This is a genomic window from Thauera phenolivorans (assembly GCF_001696715.1).
In the GTDB taxonomy this organism is placed as follows: domain Bacteria; phylum Pseudomonadota; class Gammaproteobacteria; order Burkholderiales; family Rhodocyclaceae; genus Thauera; species Thauera phenolivorans.
The window spans coordinates 389,181-406,652 of the sequence record NZ_MBFM01000002.1 but is presented as its reverse complement, the minus strand read 5'-3'; the positions used below and the strand labels follow the sequence as shown (position 1 = coordinate 406,652).

Annotated in this window: 18 protein-coding genes and 2 tRNA genes; 15 read left to right on the top strand and 5 right to left on the bottom strand. The window is 68.8% G+C overall.

Features of this window, described 5'->3' with window-relative positions; all coding sequences use genetic code 11:
• Positions 1 to 74 precede the first annotated feature (74 nt).
• The 15 genes from lepB to gshA all read left to right on the top strand — a co-directional run bounded on the left by lepB (position 75) and on the right by gshA (position 12,274).
• A complete protein-coding gene (lepB, locus tag BB334_RS05365) occupies positions 75 to 863 on the top strand; it encodes a signal peptidase I (RefSeq protein ID WP_068805314.1) in 789 nt (262 codons plus the stop codon).
• Between the two features lie 15 nt (positions 864 to 878).
• Entirely contained in the window at positions 879 to 1,241 is a 363-nt protein-coding gene (locus tag BB334_RS05360; protein WP_068806165.1) for a DUF4845 domain-containing protein, read from the top strand.
• 4 nt (positions 1,242 to 1,245) lie between these two features.
• Positions 1,246 to 1,917 (top strand): ribonuclease III, encoded by a 672-nt coding sequence (gene rnc / locus BB334_RS05355; RefSeq protein WP_068805311.1) that lies wholly within the window; start codon positions 1,246 to 1,248, stop codon positions 1,915 to 1,917.
• Complete coding sequence (gene era, locus BB334_RS05350; RefSeq protein ID WP_068805310.1) at positions 1,914 to 2,834, top strand: GTPase Era; 921 nt, start codon at positions 1,914 to 1,916, stop codon at positions 2,832 to 2,834. Before rnc ends, era begins: the two co-directional genes overlap by 4 nt.
• Positions 2,835 to 2,846: 12 nt before the next feature.
• Entirely contained in the window at positions 2,847 to 3,578 is a 732-nt protein-coding gene (gene recO / locus BB334_RS05345; protein ID WP_068805308.1) for a DNA repair protein RecO, read from the top strand.
• Positions 3,575 to 4,330 (top strand): pyridoxine 5'-phosphate synthase, encoded by a 756-nt coding sequence (locus BB334_RS05340; protein ID WP_068805306.1) that lies wholly within the window; start codon positions 3,575 to 3,577, stop codon positions 4,328 to 4,330. Before recO ends, BB334_RS05340 begins: the two co-directional genes overlap by 4 nt.
• A gap of 11 nt (positions 4,331 to 4,341) precedes the next feature.
• Entirely contained in the window at positions 4,342 to 4,722 is a 381-nt protein-coding gene (gene acpS, locus BB334_RS05335) for a holo-ACP synthase (RefSeq protein ID WP_068805304.1), read from the top strand.
• Between the two features lie 13 nt (positions 4,723 to 4,735).
• Entirely contained in the window at positions 4,736 to 5,884 is a 1,149-nt protein-coding gene (nagZ, locus tag BB334_RS05330) for a beta-N-acetylhexosaminidase (RefSeq protein WP_068805302.1), read from the top strand.
• Positions 5,885 to 6,011: 127 nt separating this feature from the next.
• A complete protein-coding gene (uvrC, locus tag BB334_RS05325) occupies positions 6,012 to 7,832 on the top strand; it encodes an excinuclease ABC subunit UvrC (RefSeq protein ID WP_068805300.1) in 1,821 nt (606 codons plus the stop codon).
• A gap of 24 nt (positions 7,833 to 7,856) precedes the next feature.
• On the top strand, positions 7,857 to 8,429 hold the full coding sequence (gene pgsA, locus BB334_RS05320; RefSeq protein ID WP_068805298.1) for a CDP-diacylglycerol--glycerol-3-phosphate 3-phosphatidyltransferase: 573 nt from the start codon (positions 7,857 to 7,859) through the stop codon (positions 8,427 to 8,429).
• A gap of 59 nt (positions 8,430 to 8,488) precedes the next feature.
• Positions 8,489 to 8,564 (top strand) — tRNA-Gly (locus BB334_RS05315).
• A gap of 70 nt (positions 8,565 to 8,634) precedes the next feature.
• A tRNA-Cys gene (locus BB334_RS05310) sits at positions 8,635 to 8,708 on the top strand.
• Between the two features lie 283 nt (positions 8,709 to 8,991).
• On the top strand, positions 8,992 to 9,729 hold the full coding sequence (locus BB334_RS05305; RefSeq protein ID WP_068805296.1) for an MgtC/SapB family protein: 738 nt from the start codon (positions 8,992 to 8,994) through the stop codon (positions 9,727 to 9,729).
• Between the two features lie 249 nt (positions 9,730 to 9,978).
• Positions 9,979 to 10,506 carry a hypothetical protein gene (locus BB334_RS05300; RefSeq protein ID WP_068805293.1) on the top strand — a complete coding sequence of 176 codons (528 nt, stop codon included), beginning with the start codon at positions 9,979 to 9,981 and terminating at the stop codon, positions 10,504 to 10,506.
• 187 nt (positions 10,507 to 10,693) lie between these two features.
• Positions 10,694 to 12,274: a glutamate--cysteine ligase gene (gshA, locus tag BB334_RS05295; protein ID WP_068805291.1), complete on the top strand. Its 1,581-nt coding sequence runs from the start codon at positions 10,694 to 10,696 to the stop codon at positions 12,272 to 12,274.
• Between the two features lie 37 nt (positions 12,275 to 12,311).
• On the opposite strand, the gene BB334_RS05290 is transcribed toward gshA, so the two are convergent.
• The 5 genes from BB334_RS05290 to BB334_RS05270 form a co-directional block, all read right to left on the bottom strand.
• Positions 12,312 to 12,866 (bottom strand): NADPH-dependent FMN reductase, encoded by a 555-nt coding sequence (locus BB334_RS05290; protein ID WP_068805287.1) that lies wholly within the window; start codon positions 12,864 to 12,866, stop codon positions 12,312 to 12,314.
• A gap of 109 nt (positions 12,867 to 12,975) precedes the next feature.
• Entirely contained in the window at positions 12,976 to 13,581 is a 606-nt protein-coding gene (locus BB334_RS05285) for a DUF938 domain-containing protein (protein ID WP_068805284.1), read from the bottom strand.
• 16 nt (positions 13,582 to 13,597) lie between these two features.
• Complete coding sequence (locus tag BB334_RS05280) at positions 13,598 to 14,041, bottom strand: bacteriohemerythrin (protein ID WP_068805281.1); 444 nt, start codon at positions 14,039 to 14,041, stop codon at positions 13,598 to 13,600.
• Positions 14,042 to 14,177: 136 nt separating this feature from the next.
• Positions 14,178 to 16,094 carry a B12-binding domain-containing radical SAM protein gene (locus tag BB334_RS05275; RefSeq protein WP_408646419.1) on the bottom strand — a complete coding sequence of 639 codons (1,917 nt, stop codon included), beginning with the start codon at positions 16,092 to 16,094 and terminating at the stop codon, positions 14,178 to 14,180.
• A gap of 35 nt (positions 16,095 to 16,129) precedes the next feature.
• Positions 16,130 to 17,275: a trans-sulfuration enzyme family protein gene (locus tag BB334_RS05270; protein ID WP_068805275.1), complete on the bottom strand. Its 1,146-nt coding sequence runs from the start codon at positions 17,273 to 17,275 to the stop codon at positions 16,130 to 16,132.
• Positions 17,276 to 17,472 lie beyond the last annotated feature (197 nt).

The window sequence follows — 17,472 nt, the reverse complement described above, 5'->3', positions numbered from 1 at the left end:
GCCCGGCCGCTCCCGGCCGCGCTCCTGTTGATGTACACCGGCGCCGCTCGGCGCCGGCAAGCGATGGAGTTTGCGTGAATTTTGCACTGATCCTGTTCCTGCTCCTGGTGATCACCGGCGTGCTGTGGGTGATCGACCGCTTCTTCGCCCGCAGGAACCGGGCGCCGGGCGCCCCCGCGCCCTGGTGGGTGGAGTACGGCGCGAGCTTCTTTCCGGTCATCCTGATCGTTTTCGGCCTGCGCTCCTTCGTCGTCGAACCCTTCAAGATCCCCTCGGGCTCGATGATCCCGACCCTGCTGGTGGGCGACTTCATCCTGGTCAACAAATGGACCTACGGCATCCGCCTGCCGGTGGTGAACAAGAAGCTCATCGAGGTAAATCAGCCGCAGCGCGGCGAGGTCATGGTGTTCCGCTATCCGGCCGACCCGTCGATGGACTACATCAAGCGCGTCGTCGGCCTGCCGGGCGACCGCGTCGAGTACATCGACAAGCGGCTGACGATCAACGGCGAGGCGGTGCCGCTGGCGGAAGCCGGCAGCTATCTGCATCCGGACCGGCTCTACTACTCCCCGCAGTTCAGCGAGAAGCTCGGCGAGACCGAGCACTCGATCCTGATCGAGCGCGATGCACCGCCCTTCCTGAGCCAGGTGATGAACTTTCCGCAGCGCGAAAACTGTACCTATACTAGCGGCGGCGTGCGTTGCACGGTCCCCGACGGTCATTACTTCGTCATGGGCGACAATCGCGACGCGAGCAGCGACAGCAGGATGTGGGGCTTCGTGCCTGACGAGAACATCGTCGGCCGCGCCTTCTTCATCTGGTTCAACTTCAACGACCTGGAGCGGATCGGCCGCTTCCACTGAACCATGGGAATGCAGATGGACAAGAAAGGACAGCGCGGACTCAGCCTCATCAGCGTGCTGATCGTCGGCGCGCTGGCGGCCTTCGTGCTGGTGATCGGTTTCCGCACGGTGCCGGCGGTGAATGAGTACATGGCGGTGCAGCGCATCGTCAAGATCCTCGCCGACGACGCCGAGAACGGCACCTCGGCGAGCGAGCTGAGGCGCAGCTTCGACCGCCGCAGCGACGTCGACGACGTCACCAGCGTGACCGGTGCGGATCTCGACATCGAGCGTGTCGGCGGCAAGACGGTGGTCTCGGTCGATTACGAGCGCCGCGTGCCGGTGGTCGCCAACGTCAGCCTGCTGCTGGAATTCAGTGCCTCAAGCGCGAACCCCTGAGTCGATGTCGATCGATCGCCTGCAGGCCAGGCTGGACTACCGCTTCGCGGATCCCGAACTGCTGCACCAGTCGCTGACGCATCGCAGCTTCGGCCAGGCGAACAATGAGCGACTCGAGTTTCTTGGCGACAGCATTCTCAACTGCGTGGTGTCGATCGCGCTCTTCGCCCGCTTCGGCGGGCTGCGCGAGGGCGAGCTGTCGCGCGTGCGTGCCTCGCTCGTGCGCCAGGACGCGCTCTACCGCATCGCCCTCCAGCTCGAGCTCGGCGACTGCCTGCGGCTGGGCGAGGGCGAGCTGAAGTCGGGCGGTTTCCGCCGGCCGTCGATCCTCGCCGATGCGCTCGAGGCGGTTTTCGCGGCGGTCTTCCTCGACAGCGATTTCGACACCGTGCGCGCCGTCATCGATCGGCTCTACGCGCCGCTGATCGAGGAGATCGACCCCGGCCGCCCGGCCAAGGACCCCAAGACGGCGCTGCAGGAATGGCTGCAGGCGCGCAAGGTGGCGCTGCCGAGCTATTCGATGGTGAACGTGATCGGGGAGGCGCATTCGCAGGAATTCGAGGTCGCCTGTGAGGTCGAAAAGTTCGGCGTGCGCACCCTCGGCCGCGGCACCAGCCGCCGCGCCGCCGAGCAGCAGTCCGCCGAACTCGCGCTTGCCGCACTGAGGAAGAAATGAACGACGACATCCACACCGCCGAAGGCGGCCCCGAACAGGCGTTCCGCACCGGCTTCGTGGCCATCGTCGGGCGCCCGAACGTGGGCAAGTCCACCCTGCTGAACCGGCTCATCGGGCAGAAGATCAGCATCGTTTCCAGCAAGGCCCAGACTACCCGCCACCGGGTCACCGGCATCCTCACCGAAGGCGCGGCGCAGTTCGTGTTCGTCGATACGCCGGGCTTCCAGACCCAGCACCGCAACGCGCTCAACCGCTCGATGAACCGCACGGTGTCGCAGGTGCTGGCCGATGTCGACCTGGTGTTCTTCGTCGTCGAGGCCGACCGCTTCACCGACGACGACGCCCGCGTGCTCGAGGTCATTCCCGCCGACGCGCGCGTGGTGCTGGTGATCAACAAGGTCGACCAGCTCAGGGACAAGGCGCGTCTGCTGCCCTTCATCGACCGCATGCAGGCGCTGCGCGACTTCGTCGAGATCGTGCCGCTGTCGGCCGAGCGCGGCACCAACGTCGACGCCCTGATCGCGACGGCGACGCCGCTGCTGCCCGAAGGCACGCCGATGTACGGCGAGGACGAGGTCACCGACCGCAGCGAGCGCTTCCTCGCCGCCGAGTTCCTGCGCGAAAAGCTCTTCCGCCTGCTCGGTGACGAGCTGCCCTACGGCATCGCGGTCGAGATCGAGAAGTTCGAGGTCGAGGGCAAGCTGCGCCGCATCTTCGCCGCGGTGATCGTCGACAAGGCCGGTCACAAGGGCATCGTCATCGGCAAGGGTGGCGAGAAGCTCAAGCGCATCTCGTCGGAGGCCCGCGCCGAGCTCGAGCGTCTGTTCGACGGCAAGGTCTATCTCGAGGTCTGGGTCAAGGTGAAGAGCGGCTGGGCCGACGACGAGCGCGCGCTCAAGAGCCTCGGCTACGAATAAGGCCTGCCCGCCGTGGCGCCCAGACAGCGCGTCGAGCAGCAGCCGGGCTGGGTGCTGCACACCTTGCCCTGGCGCGAGACCAGCCTGATCGTCGAGGTGTTCTCGCGCGATCACGGCCGGGTGGCGCTTGTCGCCAAGGGTGCGCGGCGGCCACAGTCGGCCCTGCGCGGCGTTCTGATGGCCTTCCAGCCGCTGCTGCTCGACTGGTCCGGCGGCGGCGAGGTGAAGACCCTCGCGCGGGCCGAATGGCAGGGGGGGCAGCCGCTGCTGGTCGGCCGCGCGCTGCTGTGCGGCTACTATCTCAACGAGTTGCTGGTGCGCCTGACCGCGCGCGAGGATCCGCATCCCGGCCTCTTCGAAGCCTTCGGTGCGGCGATGGGCTCGCTGGGGCGCGGCGAGAATCCGGCCTTGCTGCTGCGCCGCTTCGAGCTCGCCCTGCTGCTGGAACTCGGCTACGGGGTGCAGCTCGACACCGAGGCGGAGGGGGGCGAGCCGATCCGGCCCGAGGCGAACTACCTCTATATAATCGAGCGCGGCCCGGTCGCCCTGGGCGAGGCCTATGCGGCGCTCGGTGACGAGCTCACCGTTGCGGGCAGCACCCTGCTCGACATGGCGGCGGGCGAATTCTCCGGCGCGCAGACCCAGATGCAGGCCAAGCGCCTGCTCCGCGCGCTGATCAATCATTACCTCGGCGGACGGATCTTGCAGTCGCGCCGGGTGCTCAAGGAGTTGCAGGAACTGTGATCGAACTCGGCGTCAACATCGACCACGTCGCCACCCTGCGCCAGGCGCGCAAGACCTGGGAGCCGGATCCGGTCTGGGCCGCGGTCGAGGCCCATCTCGGCGGCGCGGACGGCATCACCGTGCATCTGCGCGAAGACCGTCGCCACATCAACGACGACGACGTACGCAGGCTGCGCGAGCTCACCCAGGTCAAGCTCAACCTCGAGATGGCGGCCACCGACGAGATGGTCGGCATCGCCTGCGGGCTCAGGCCCGAGATGGCGATGCTGGTGCCCGAAGGCCGCCACGAGGTCACCACCGAGGGCGGGCTCGACGTCCTCGCCCAGGAGGCGCGGTTGCAGGGTGTGGTCGGCCGGCTGGCCGAAGCGGGCATCGTCACCAGCGTCTTCATCGACGCCGAGATCCCGCAGATCGAGGCCGCGGCCCGCATCGGTGCCCGCGTGTGCGAGGTGCATACGGGGCCCTACGCCCATGCCTTCCATGGCGTCGGGCGCGACGCCGAAAGCCCCGCGGTGCTCGCAGAGCTGGCCAAGGTCGCGGCCGCGGGCGAGGCGATCCGCGCGCTCGGCATGCGCTTCAACGCCGGTCACGCGCTCAACTACTACAACGTGCAGCCGATCGCGCGCCTTGCCGGGGTGCGAGAACTGCACATCGGCCATTCGATCGTCAGCCGCGCGGTATTCTGCGGCCTGCGCGAGGCGGTGGCCGAAATGAAGCGGCTGATGCGCGCAGCGGCCGGGCAGGGCGCCTGAGCGGCGGCGCCATGATCCACGGCATCGGCACCGACATCGTCCGCATCGAACGTGTGCGGCGCGCGCTCGAGCGCCACGGCGAGCGCTTCGCCCATCGCATCCTCGCCGGCGCCGAGCGCACGGCGTGGGCCGAGAGCGTCGATCGGGCGCGCTTCCTCGCCAAGCGCTTCGCTGCCAAGGAGGCCTTCGGCAAGGCGCTCGGCACCGGCGTCGCGGTGCCGGCCACGCTGCACGCGGTGCGGGTGGGGCACGACGCCGCGGGCAAACCCGATTTCGAGTACGACGAGGCGCTCACCGCCTATCTCGCCGAGCGCGGCCTCGGCGCACACCTCAGTCTGAGCGACGAGGACGACTACGTGATCGCCTTCGCCGTCATCGATCGACGTATCTGAGCAGGACTTCCCGATGCAAGCCCATCCGCTCCATCTCCCGCGCGGCCCGCTGATGCTCGACGTCGCGGGCACCGAGCTCGCCGACGAGGAGCGCCAGCGACTGTGCGATCCACTGGTCGGCGGCGTGATCCTTTTTGCGCGCAACTTCAGCGGATCCGATCAGTTGCGCGCGCTCACCGCCGATATCCGCAGCCTGCGCGAGCCGGCGCTGATCGTCGCGGTCGATCACGAAGGGGGCAGGGTGCAGCGCTTCCGCAGCGACGGTTTCACCCGCCTGCCGTCGATGCGCAGCCTCGGCGCACTGTGGGACCGCGACCACCTCGGCGCGCTCGAGGCCGCACGTGCGACCGGCTTCGTGCTCGCCGCGGAGCTGCGTGCGCACGGTATCGACCTCAGCTTCACTCCGGTGCTCGACCTCGACTATGGGTGCAGTCGTGCGATCGGCAATCGCGCGTTCCATCGCGACCCGCAGGCGGTTGCCGCACTCGCCCAGGCGCTCGCCGCCGGCATGGCGGAGGCGGGCATGGGCTGCGTCGGCAAGCACTTCCCCGGGCACGGCTTCGTCGAGGCCGACTCGCACCACGACATCCCGGTCGACGAGCGCGACTTCGACGCCGTCTGGAACGAGGACATCGCTCCCTACCGGCACCGTCTCGGCCGCCAGCTCGCCGGCGTGATGCCGGCCCACGTCATCTACCCCAAGGCCGACCCCGGCCCCGTGCCCCAGCCCGCCGGCTTCTCGTCCTTCTGGCTGAAGGACGTGCTGCGCGGTCGCCTCGGCTTCACGGGGGTGATCTTCAGTGACGACCTCAACATGGAAGGCGCCCGCGTCGCTGGCGACATCCTCGGCCGCGCGCAAGCCGCCTACGCTGCAGGCTGCGACATGCTGCTGGTGTGCAACCGGCCCGACCTCGCCGCCGAGCTGCTCGACCGCTGGGCGCCCATGCTGGACGTGGAGAACCTCCGCCGCCTCGCCGCCGTCGTCCCGCCGGCCGAGGCCCCCGCCTGGCTCGCAGACCCTTTCGCCCTCGAACTCAGCGCGGCCTACCTGCAGGCCCGTGAACGCGTCGCCGCGATCGTTGACGACGCGGGCGCGGCGCCGACCATGACCGCCGCCACGATCGGCGACCGACGCACCGAAGTCCTGCACAAGAACGGATAATCGCGCAGTGCAGGCGCGTCACCGCCGCGATTGCGGCGGTGACGCGGCGCTCGCCGCTCCTACCGGCGTGCGCCGGCCTGTATGTTCATGGGTGTTGCCCCCCGCAACGCCAGATCCAATTTCGCACATGACCGACCCGACGCCCACGCCCCCCGCCTTCGACCCCAGGCCCTTCCTGCGCACCCTCACCGAGGACCCCGGCGTCTATCGCATGATCGGCGCCGACGACAAGGTGCTTTACGTCGGCAAGGCCAAGAACCTCAAGCGCCGAGTCTCCAGTTACTTCCAGAAGACGCTGTCGAGCCCGCGCATCGCGATGATGGTCGCGCAGGTGCAGCGCGTCGAAACCACCGCGACGCGCTCCGAGGCAGAGGCCCTGATCCTCGAGAACAACCTCATCAAGCGCCTCGCGCCGCGCTACAACATCCTCTTCCGCGACGACAAGACCTACCCTTACATCGAACTCTCGGCCGACGAGTTTCCGCGCCTGGCCTATCATCGCGGCGCCTTCGCCAAGGGCGCGCGCTACTTCGGTCCCTTCCCGAACGCCTGGGCGGTGCGAGAGAGCATCCACCTGTTGCAGAAGACCTTCCAGCTGCGCACCTGCGAGAACACCGTCTTCGCCAACCGCTCGCGCCCCTGCCTGCTGCACCAGATCAAGCGCTGCACCGCACCCTGCGTCGGTTTCATCGAGCACGCGGCCTATGCCGCCGACGTCAGGCTCGCGACCCGCTTCCTTGACGGCCAGGCGAGCGAAGTCATCGACGACCTGAGCGCGCGCATGCAGGCCGCGTCCGAGCGTCTCGACTTCGAGCAAGCCGCCGCCTGCCGCGACCAGGTGCGCGTGCTGCAGGCGGTGCTGCACAGGCAGTTCGTCGACAGCCGCAAGGACGAGGACGTCGACATCCTCGCCGCGATCGAGGAGGACGGGCTTACCTGCGTGAACATCGCCATGGTGCGCGGCGGCCGTCACCTCGGCGACCGACCGCAGTTCCCGAGCGGCGCGGCGGTGTCGGGCGCGATGGACAGCCTGCTCGCCTTCGTCGAACAGCACTACAGCCAGCACCCCATCCCGGCGCGCATCCTGGTGAATCTCCCCGCCGAGGCCGTCAAGGAAACGCTGGCCGAGATCACCGACCGCCCGCCCGGCGTGGTGTCGCCGCGCTTCGCCGCCGAGAAGGCGTGGATGGAAATGGCGGAAAAGAACGCCCGCCTCGCGATCCAGGCGCGCGCGCGCGACACCGGGCGCATCGAGCAGCGCCTCGAAGCCCTGCGCGATGCGCTCGGCATGGACGAGGCGCCCCAGCGCATCGAGTGCTTCGACATCAGCCACACCATGGGCGAGGCCACGGTGGCGTCCTGTGTGGTGTGCGAGGCGGGCGCGATGAAGCGCGCGGAATACCGCCGCTACAACATCGGCGGCATCACCCCGGGCGACGACTTCGCGGCGATGCGCCAGGCGCTCGAGCGGCGCTACGGCAAGGTCGCGGCGGGCGAGGGCGTGTGCCCCGACCTGATTCTGATCGATGGCGGCAGGGGGCAGGTGAGCGCGGCGCGCGCGATCCTCGCGGAGGTCGGGCTGGAGTCGGTAGCGATGGTCGGCGTGGCGAAAGGGGAGGGGCGCAAGGCGGGCCTCGAGACGCTGATCTTCCCCGACGGCCGCGAGGGCCTCGCGCTCGGCGGAGAATCGGCCGCGCTGCACCTGATCGTGGAGATCCGCGACGAGGCCCACCGCTTCGCGATCACCGGCCATCGCGCCAAGCGCGGCAAGGCGCGGGTGGGCTCCAAGCTCGAGGACATCCCGGGCGTCGGTCCCTCGCGCCGGCGCAACCTGCTCGCCGCCTTCGGCGGACTCGACGGCGTGCGCGAGGCGACGGTCGAGGACTTGTGTCGGGTCGACGGCGTCAGCCGGCGGCTGGCCGAAGCGATATACTCGGCCCTGCACTGAAAGGAGGCGCGGCGCGCCGCAACAATGCCGATCAACATCCCCAATTCACTCACCCTCGCACGCATCGTGCTGATCCCGGTCTTCGTCGGCATCTTCTACGTGCCCGATGCCTGGCTCGGCGTCGCCGACAAGAACCTGCTGGCGACGATCGTATTCGTCATCGCCGCGGTCACCGACTGGTTCGACGGCTACCTCGCGCGTGCCCTGGGCCAGACCTCGGCCTTCGGCGCCTTCCTCGACCCGGTCGCCGACAAGCTGATGGTCGCCGCGGCGCTGATCCTGCTGGTGCAGCTGGCGCGGGTCGATGCGCTGATCGCGGTCATCATCATCGGCCGCGAGATCACGATCTCGGCCTTGCGCGAATGGATGGCGCGGGTGGGCAAGTCGGCCAGCGTGGCCGTCGCCTACGTCGGCAAGCTCAAGACCGCCGCGCAGATGACCGCGATCCCGCTGCTTCTCTACAATGCCCCGCTGCTGTACCTCGATGTCCGGCTCGCCGGTCAGGTGCTGATCTACGTGGCGGCGGCGCTCACCCTGTGGTCGATGGGCTACTACCTGCGACGGGCGCTTCCGCTGCTCGCAGAACATGGCGAGTGAGCGCCGGAACCGGACGTTGACACCTACGATTTACTGCCTATAATGGCGGTCTTTCCCGAGCGGGAATAGCTCAGTTGGTAGAGCGCAACCTTGCCAAGGTTGAGGTCGCGAGTTCGAGCCTCGTTTCCCGCTCCATCATTCAGGAACCAGATCCGCTCTGGTTCCAGCGGTCCCGGCAGCGAGGGATCGACGAGCAGCTGGTCATGGCGCGATGGCAGAGTGGTTATGCAGCGGCCTGCAAAGCCGTGTACCCCGGTTCGATTCCGAGTCGCGCCTCCATTGAATCAAAGCAGAAAGCCCGCCTTGTGCGGGCTTTCTGCTTTGGCGTGCCGGGCAGCGCAACCGCCCCCGTCTTGTTGCCATTCGCTGGCTTCTTGCTCATCATTCGCGGTTCCATCATGTCGTCGACCACCTCCCGAATGCCCCGGCTCGACGGTTGAACGCTGAACCGCGTCCTCAGCGGTCGGCGCCTCATGGTCGACTGCGGCAAATGGGGGACGCGTGTGGCGGTCCAGGAGCGCAGGCTCGAAAGGGCTCAATTGAGTCAATACGGTGACGAATAATGGATTTTCTCGTTGCTGAGCTTCTCGTCGGCCTCGGCGACGCCCGCGAGGTCGGGCGTTCGTTGCTGCGTCTGACGATCGCGCTGCTGTGCGGTGCGATCATTGGCTACCAGCGTGAGCGGGTCGGCAAGGCTGCCGGCCTGCGCACCCACATGCTGGTCGTCACGGGCGCGGCACTTGTCGTGGTCGCCGCGATCGAGGCCGACATGAACGACGACGCGCTGTCGCGCGTCATCCAGGGGCTGGTGACCGGCGTGGGCTTCCTCGGTGCCGGCACCATCCTCAAGCGGGAAAGCCAGGCGAGCATCCGTGGGCTCACCACCGCGGCCGGTATCTGGATGACCTCTGCGATCGGCGTTTGCGCGGCCCTCGGCCGCTTCGGCACCGCGCTGGCGGCTACCGTCCTTGCGTGGTGCGTGTTGTCGCTGCTGAACCGGTTGGAGGAGAGGCTGGAGGCGGCGCAGCCGTCCGGATCGAATCCGGGCCGTATCGCGGCAGGGCATCACCCTGCGCCTGGGAGGCGCAAAAGAGCAAAGGAGACGACCATGAAGCACAATCCGCACAGTACCGCACCGCGCACCGACGTCAGCGAACCCAAGCCGAAGGGCGAACACGTCGAGGATCTGATCGACGAGGCGATCGAGGAAAGTTTTCCGGCCAGCGATCCGCCGGCGGTTTCGCCGAAGAAGGCCCCGGTGGACAACCCGCCGCCGCCGAAGAAGCAGCCGCCGGGGTGAGCCGGTCCGACCCGGGCCGGTTCGGGCAGCGGGGCGGGAACTCAGGCTCGGCGCTTCCCCGGACATTGAGCTAATCTGGGATGTGTCGCAATGCGAATTTCGCGCTCGCTTCGCGGACGGCGTTGCGGTCGCCGTAGGAACGGCGTGAGTCGCTGAGCACCGCCCTGGTCGAATGCATGCGGCCGCCGCGGCTTGCCGCTTGCTGCCGTTTCGCGCTCTCGTCGATGAAGCATCGCAAGGAGACAAGGCATGAACGACTATCGCCACCACGTATCCGGATTCTTCGCCAACCGGGTCGACGCCGAAAGGGCGCTTTCCCTGCTCTTGGGGCGTGGCTTGCCCCGCGAGCGGCTGTACCTGCTCGACGCCGAGTCGGTGCAGTCCCTTCCCGAACCGAAAGAGGACAGCAACGCGGTATTGAAGGACGTGCTCGTCGATGGCGCCGTCGGCACCGCGGTGGGCACCGGGCTCGGCGCCCTTGCTCAGGTCGCGTTGGTCGCGGGGAGCACGAGCCTGTTCATTGCCAGTCCACTTCTCGCGCCGCTGGCGATGCTGGGCTGGGGCGCCGGCATTGGCGCCCTCGTCGGTGCGGGCGTCGGTGCCACCGCCGGGGGCGGCGGCAAGACCGGGCCGCTGGCGGACCTGGTCCATGACGCGATCGTCAGTGGTCAGGTCGTGCTGGTGGCCGAGACACGCAGTGAGACCGAGACGGCCATCGCCCGGGAGGTCATTGGCGGCGAGGTGGGCGACTACACCGACCTCCTCGCCGAAGGATAGAATCCGTCCGCTTGCTCAGGGTAGCCGGCACGCCGATCTGCGCCCCCCGGCAACCGACTTTTCAGCGAGCCCGCCGCGTGCGGGCTCGCTGCTTTGCAGGGCCTTCACGCACGTCCGACAAGTTGCCTCTTGCATCCTCGTTGCGGCGTGCCCATAGTGCTGGCAAATGCACACAGGAGCCTGACTTTTGAGCGAACTTTTCTCCCGCCGCGTGGCGCTGTTCGACACGGCCGAATCCCGCGAACTGCTGCGCCACTGCCGGCACGGTCTGGAAAAGGAGAGCCTGCGCGTCGATCGCGATGCACGCCTGGCGACGACCCCGCACCCGGTCGCACTCGGATCGGCGCTCACCCATCCGCAGATCACCACCGACTACTCGGAGGCGCTGATGGAATTCATCACCGCCGCCGAGGAGAATCCCGAGGACACGCTCGCCGAGCTCGATGCGATCCACCGTTTCACCTACGGCCGGCTCGGCGCCGAGCGCCTTTGGCCGCTGTCGATGCCCTGCGAGCTCCCCGACGAGGCCGACATCCCGATTGCCTGGTACGGCACCAGCCACAGCGGCCAGATCAAGCATGTGTATCGCAAGGGGCTGGCGGTGCGCTACGGCAAGGCGATGCAGTGCATCGCCGGCGTCCACTACAACTTCTCGCTGCCCGATGCGCTGTGGCCGTTGCTGGACGGCGCTGCCGCCGCGAATTCGGCGGCCGCCCACCAGTCCGCCTGCTACATCGCGCTGATCCGCAACTTCCGCCGCTACAGCTGGCTCCTGATGTACCTGTTCGGCGCTTCGCCGGCGGTCGGCGCGAGTTTCCTGCGCGACCGGGTGCACGACCTCGAGCCCTTCGACGAGAACACCCTTTACCTGCCATGGGCGACCAGCCTGCGCATGAGCGATCTCGGCTACCAGAACAATGCCCAGGCGAGCATCGAGCCCTGCTACAACACCCTGGAGGCCTATCTCGACAGCCTGCGGCGCGCGGTGTCGACGCCGTACCCGCCGTATGAGGCAATCGGCACCCGGCGCAACGGCGAGTGGGTGCAACTGAACACCAACCTGCTGCAGATCGAGAACGAGTTCTACTCGTCCATCCGTCCCAAGCGCGTCGCCCGGCGCTGCGAGCGGCCAATCCAGGCGCTCGGCGCCCGCGGTGTCCAGTATGTCGAGGTGCGCTGCCTCGACATCGATCCCTTCGTGCCACTCGGCATCGAGCTGTCGACCGCGCGCTTCCTCGACGCCTTCCTGCTCTACTGTGCGCTCGAGGAGAGTCCGACGATGTGCGGTGCGGAATGCCGTGAGAGCACGGCGAACTTCGCCCTCTCGGTGAAGGAGGGGCGCCGTCCCGGTCTGTCGCTACGGCAGAACGGCGAGCCGCGCAGCCTCAGGAAGTGGGGCGAGGCGCTGCTCGAGGGCGTGACCGTGTGTGCGGGGCTGCTCGACGGCGCGCAAGGCGGCGAGGCGCACGCGCAGGCGGTTGCGCTGCAGCGCGCCAAGCTGGCCGATCCGGCCCTGACCCCCTCCGCGCGGGTGCTGGCGGAAATGCGCAGCGAGCGGCTCGGCTTCCTCGAGTTCGGCCTGCGGCAGTGCGAGCGCCATACCGAGTGGTTCCGCGGGCGTCCGCTGGAGGCCGCGGCGGAGCAGGGCTTCGAGCAGTCGGCGCGTGAGTCGCTGGCGGCGCAGGCGGAGATCGAACGCACCGACGAGGGCGATTTCGCGGACTATGTCGCACGCTACATGGCGGCCGTCGGCCCGAGCCGCTGTTGAGTCGGCGGGCGCCGGCCCTTGCGGACCGGCGCCGGCTTCACGCCCCGGTGTGCAGCCGCACCCAGGCGGCGTAGGTGTCCATCCAGCCCTGAACGAACTTGCGGCTACGCTCGCCGATGTTGCCCTCGGCGTCGAACAGGCTGTCGTTGGCCTGGATGAAAGCCTCCGGGAGGCCGAGCGTCGGCATGCCGAGACAGGCGAGGATGTTGCGCAGGTGCTGCTGGGCGAGCGCGGTGCCGATCGCGCCCGGCGACACCCCGATCACGCCCGCCGGCTTGTCCTTCCACGAGCTGTCGCCATACGGCCGCGAGGCGTGGTCGATCGCATTCTTGAGCACGCCCGGGATCGAGCGGTTGTACTCAGGCGTCACGAAGATCACCCCGTGGGATGCGGCGATTTCGGATTTCAGGCGCTTGACCGGCGCCGCCTGATTGTCGTCGTCGTCCTGGTCGTAGAGCGGCAGGTCGCCGATTTCGAGCTGGACGAAGCTGAAGTCTGCCGGGCCCAGGCGGGCGAGCGCGGTCGCGAACTTGCGGTTGAACGAGTCGCGCCGAAGGCTGCCGACGATGACGGCGATCCGGTAGGAAGCCATATCGATCTCCTTTTCTCTCGATGGGGGAAGGCCGGCCCGAGGGTCGACCGCGGCCCATTGTGCCCGGGTTCGCGCTCCTGCGCCGCCTCGCGCTGCGGGCGGCGCCGATTCACTCGCGGCGGAAGACGAGGCTGAAGTTGTTGGCCGGCATCGCCGTCACCTCGTCGAGGCGGAAGCCGCAGGCTGCGGCGGTATCGGCCACCGTCTCGAGGTCGCGCACCCCGAAGCGCGGGTCGATCTGCTTCAGCCACGCGTCGAAGGCCTCGTTGCTCGGCGCGGTGTGGGCACCGCCGCGGCGGTAGGGGCCGTAGGCATAGATCGGCGCCCCGGCGGGCAGCAGTCGCGCCGCGCCCTCGAACAGGGCAGGCGTGCATTCCCAGGGCGAATAGTGGATGACGTTGATGCACACCAGCGCGCCGGCCGCGGCCAGCGGCCACGTCGGCGCGAGGACGTCGAGCAGCACGGGCGGGGCGACGTTGGCGAGGCCGGCATGCGCGATCCAGGACTGGATCGAGGCGAGCGCCTCCGGCTCGCGTTCGCTCGGCTGCCATTCGAGGTCGGGCAGTTGGGCGGCGAAATATACCGCGTGCTCGCCCGTGCCGCTGCCGATCTCGAGCACCCTGCCGCGGTCGGGCAGCACGCGCCGCAGGATCGGCAGGATGAAGTCGCGGTTGCGTTCGGTGGCGGGGGCGAAGCGGCGCAGGTCAAACTGCATCTTCAGCGGCCCGCTCTCATTCCTGGATGTGTTCCTTGCGGCGCAGCACCAGCGGACGGCCCTTGTGGCTCTTGTTGACCATCCAGGTCGCGAGCGCGGAGTCCATGTAGTCGGCGTGGCCCGGGAACCAGTCAATCAGGGCGTGGGCCAGTTCGCGCGCGATCTCGTAGTTGCCCTGCGCGACCAGCTCCTGCACCTCGCGCACCGAGGCCATCACCTTGGCGTGCTCGTCGATGTGGCAGTCGCGCGCGGGGAACTCGCCCTCGGTCATCCAGCCGTCTTCCTGGGCGAAATGCGCCTCGGCATGGCGGGCGAAAGCCTCGAGTGCGGCGCCGACCTGATCGTCGCTCGCCCGCAGCAGCGCGTCCACGCAGTCCACGAACTCCCGATGGGTGTCGTCGATCGGGTTGTAGCCGAGGAGGTAACGGTCGCTCCAGGGGAATTCGGGGGTATTGCTCATTGTTTTCAATCCTTTCCAGGGGGCACGCGAGTGCGCGTGCCGGTTCGACCCGCAAGGGTAGACGATGCGTGGCGGCATGGCAAAACATCGCCCTCGACGCCAGCTGCAGGAGCCCTGCCCCCAGGGCGATGACCGGTCACGTCTGCTGCAGGGCGCGTGCGATGAAGTGCCTGGCCACCCGCGGTCGCGGCACGCGCTCCTCGAACCAGCTGCGGACATCGGTGTCGAGGCCGATGCCGTGCATGTAATTGTAGAGCGCCTTGTTCAGCGCGCGGCCGAGCGCGTCGTGGTCGACACCGGTGGGGTCGATGAAGCCGACGTCGTTTTTCGCGAAGCTCACTTCGGGCAGCGGCACCAGCGCCACCCCGTACTCCTCCGGGTTCATGCCCACCGGTGAATGCACGGTGCACGCGAAGCGGTGGAAGAAGCCGGACTGGATGCAGCCGGCCTCGAACAGCTGGCGCACGTACTCGAGCGCGTCGACCGTGTCGTGCACCGTCTGCGTCGGGAAGCCGTACATCAGGTAGGCATGGACCAGCACGCCGGCCTCGGTGAAGGCGTGGGTGACGCGCGCCACCTGATCGACCGACACGCCCTTCTTCATCAGCTTGAGCAGGCGGTCGGAGGCCACCTCCAGCCCGCCCGATACCGCGATGCAGCCACTGTCGGCGAGCAGCCGGCACAGCTCGGGGGTGAAGGATTTCTCGAAGCGGATGTTGCCCCACCACGAGATCGCCAGCCCGCGGCGCAGCAGCTCCTCGGCGAGCGCGCGCAGCGCCTTGGGCGGCGCCGCCTCGTCGACGAAGTGGAAGCCGGTCTGGCCGGTCTCGGCGATGATCGCCTCGATGCGGTCCACCAGCAGGGCGGCCGGGGCGCCGTCGTAGCGGCCGATGTAGTCGAGGCTGACGTCGCAGAAGCTGCACTTCTTCCAGTAGCAGCCATGCGCCACGGTGAGCTTGTTCCAGCGCCCGTCCGACCACAGCCGGTGCATCGGGTTGAGCATGTCGAGCACCGACAGGTAACCGTCGAGCGGCAGGCCGTCCCAGGTGGGGGTGCCGACCTCGGCGAAGGGCACGTCGGGCTCGACGAGGTTGATGTAGCGCACCGCGGCGTTCGTCGTCGCGCCTTCGGGCTGGCGCACGAAGGTGCGCACCAGACGTGATCTGCCGCGCCTGCCCTGCAGGTGCTCGAGCAGGGCGAGCAGCGGACGCTCGCCGTCGTCGAGCGTGACGTAGTCGAAGAAGTCGAACACCCGCGGTTCCGAAAGCTCGCGCAACTCGGTATTGACGAAGCCGCCGCCGAGCACGGTCACGATTTCCGGCTGCGCCGCCTTGATCGCCTGCGCGATGCGGAAGGCGCCGTACACCGAGCCGGGGAAGGGGGTGGAGACGAGCACCAGCTGCGGTGCGTGGCGGGCCAGGGCCTCGAGGGTGAGGTCTTTCAGATACTTATCCACCAGCGTGGGCGGGGCCGCCAGCGCGGCGGCGAGCGGCTCGAAAGTCGGCTGGCTCATCGCCAGGGTCTCGGCGTAGCGCACGAACTCGAAGCGGCCATCGACCGCATCGCGCAGGATGTCGGCCAACTCGTTGAGATACAGCGTCGCGAGATGGCGCGCACGGTCGGCGAGGCCGAGCGCGCCGAAGGCCCAGGCGAGCGGATCGCCGCCCTCGGGATCGTCCGGGTCGACATAGGCGTCCAGCGTATCGAAGCGCGGGCCTTCGGGCAGGAAGGTCCGGCTCGCGATGCGGTGGGCGATGGTCGGGTCGCGGCCCTGCAGGAAGGCGATCGTCGGGCCGATCGTGTAGCGGTAGCGGGCGAAATGCTCGAGAAAACCCTGCACCAGCGGCGTGCGCCGCTTCCTCGGCAGGGCCTCGGCGCGGTCGCGGATCGCGTCGAGGCCGGCGGGCGATAGCAGGCGCAACACGAGCGCGAGCGCAAGGTCTTCCTGCACCGCATCGACCCCGCGCGAGCGCAGGAAACCGGTGAGGTAGGCGGTGGAGGGGTAGGGCGTGTTGAGCTGGGTCATCGGCGGGATGACCGACAGCACGCGCATCGTCCGTTCCGGCATCGGGGTCGCGGCCGGTCCGCTCAGGCGGCGCCGGCCAGCGCCTGCTCGAGATCGTCGATCAGGTCCTGGGCGTCCTCGATGCCGACCGACAGCCGCAGCAGGTCGGCGGGGCAGCGCGTGCCCGGGCCTTCGACCGGGGCGCGGTGCTCGATCAGGCTCTCGACCGAGCCGAGCGAGGTGGCGCGCTTGAACAGGCGCACGCGCGCGGCGACCTCGCGCGCCGCGGCCTCGCCGCCGGCGACGCGCAGCGACAGCATGGCGCTGAAGCCGCCCTGCATCTGGCGCGCGGCGATCTCGTGACCGGGATGGGACGCCAGCCCGGGGTACAGCACGCGGGCGACGCCCGGGTGGTGCTCGAAATGGCGCGCGATGCGCAGCGCCGATTCGGCCGCGAGGCGCACGCGCGCAAACAGGGTGCGCAGGCCGCGGTTCAGCAGCCAGGCCTCGAAGGGGCCGAGCACCGCACCGCCGGCGGCGCGCGCGGCGCGGATGCGGGCCCAGAAGTCGTCGGCCGCGCGCGTCACCAGCACGCCGGCGACGACGTCGGAGTGGCCGTTGAGGTACTTGGTGGCCGAGTGCATGACGATGTCGGCGCCGAGCGTCAGCGGCCGGGAGAACACCGGAGTGGACACGGTGGAGTCCACCACCAGGCGGGCACCCGCGGCATGGGCGAGCGTGGCCGCGCGCGCGATGTCGGTGATCTCCCAGGTCGGATTGGCCGGGGTCTCCACCCACACGAGGTCGGCGGGCTGTTGCAGGCGGGCGGCGAGTTCGTCCTCGCCGGCGTAGAAGTCGAGCGCGATCTGCCAGTTGGCAGCGAACTCGATCAGCCACTTGCGCAGGCTCCAGTACATGTCGTGCGGGGCGACGATGCGCGCGCCCGGCCGCAGCGCGAGCAGCACCGCCGAGGCCGCCGCCATGCCGGAGGCGAACAGCGCCGCCGCTTCGCCCTGCTCGAGCTCGCGCAGCAGGGTCTCGGCGGCGTCGTATGCCGGGCTGGCGTCACGCGAATAGAGGCGGCCGCCGGGCAGACTGCCGTCGGGCGCGCGCTCGAAGGTGGTGGCGAGGTGGATCGGCGGCACGACGTCGCGATAGGGCAGGGCCGGCTCGCCAATCCCCTGGGCCGCCAGGGTGTCGGGTTGAAGGGGGCGGTGTTGCGGGCTCATGTCAGGGTTCCTGGTGCCGTTGCGCAGGGGGCCGAGGCTACTACAAGCCGCACTCGATGGTGTGCAGGAGCGCAGCCCTCTGCGCGATCAGGGGGGCTGTGCTGGCGATGACGGCCGTCATCGCCCTGGGGGCAGGGCTCCTACGGTGCCTGCGTCAGAGGTTGGACCGACTGTAGGAGCGCAGCCCTCTGCGCGAT

Coding starts and splice junctions, on each gene's coding strand:
- BB334_RS05360 (WP_068806165.1), top strand. CDS start 879: ATGGACAAGAAAGGACAGCGCGGACTCAGCCTCATCAGCGTGCTGATC.
- rnc (WP_068805311.1), top strand. CDS start 1,246: ATGTCGATCGATCGCCTGCAGGCCAGGCTGGACTACCGCTTCGCGGAT.
- era (WP_068805310.1), top strand. CDS start 1,914: ATGAACGACGACATCCACACCGCCGAAGGCGGCCCCGAACAGGCGTTC.
- acpS (WP_068805304.1), top strand. CDS start 4,342: ATGATCCACGGCATCGGCACCGACATCGTCCGCATCGAACGTGTGCGG.
- nagZ (WP_068805302.1), top strand. CDS start 4,736: ATGCAAGCCCATCCGCTCCATCTCCCGCGCGGCCCGCTGATGCTCGAC.
- uvrC (WP_068805300.1), top strand. CDS start 6,012: ATGACCGACCCGACGCCCACGCCCCCCGCCTTCGACCCCAGGCCCTTC.
- pgsA (WP_068805298.1), top strand. CDS start 7,857: ATGCCGATCAACATCCCCAATTCACTCACCCTCGCACGCATCGTGCTG.
- BB334_RS05305 (WP_068805296.1), top strand. CDS start 8,992: ATGGATTTTCTCGTTGCTGAGCTTCTCGTCGGCCTCGGCGACGCCCGC.
- BB334_RS05300 (WP_068805293.1), top strand. CDS start 9,979: ATGAACGACTATCGCCACCACGTATCCGGATTCTTCGCCAACCGGGTC.
- BB334_RS05290 (WP_068805287.1), bottom strand. CDS start 12,866: ATGGCTTCCTACCGGATCGCCGTCATCGTCGGCAGCCTTCGGCGCGAC.
- BB334_RS05285 (WP_068805284.1), bottom strand. CDS start 13,581: ATGCAGTTTGACCTGCGCCGCTTCGCCCCCGCCACCGAACGCAACCGC.
- BB334_RS05280 (WP_068805281.1), bottom strand. CDS start 14,041: ATGAGCAATACCCCCGAATTCCCCTGGAGCGACCGTTACCTCCTCGGC.
- BB334_RS05275 (WP_408646419.1), bottom strand. CDS start 16,094: ATGCGCGTGCTGTCGGTCATCCCGCCGATGACCCAGCTCAACACGCCC.
- BB334_RS05270 (WP_068805275.1), bottom strand. CDS start 17,275: ATGAGCCCGCAACACCGCCCCCTTCAACCCGACACCCTGGCGGCCCAG.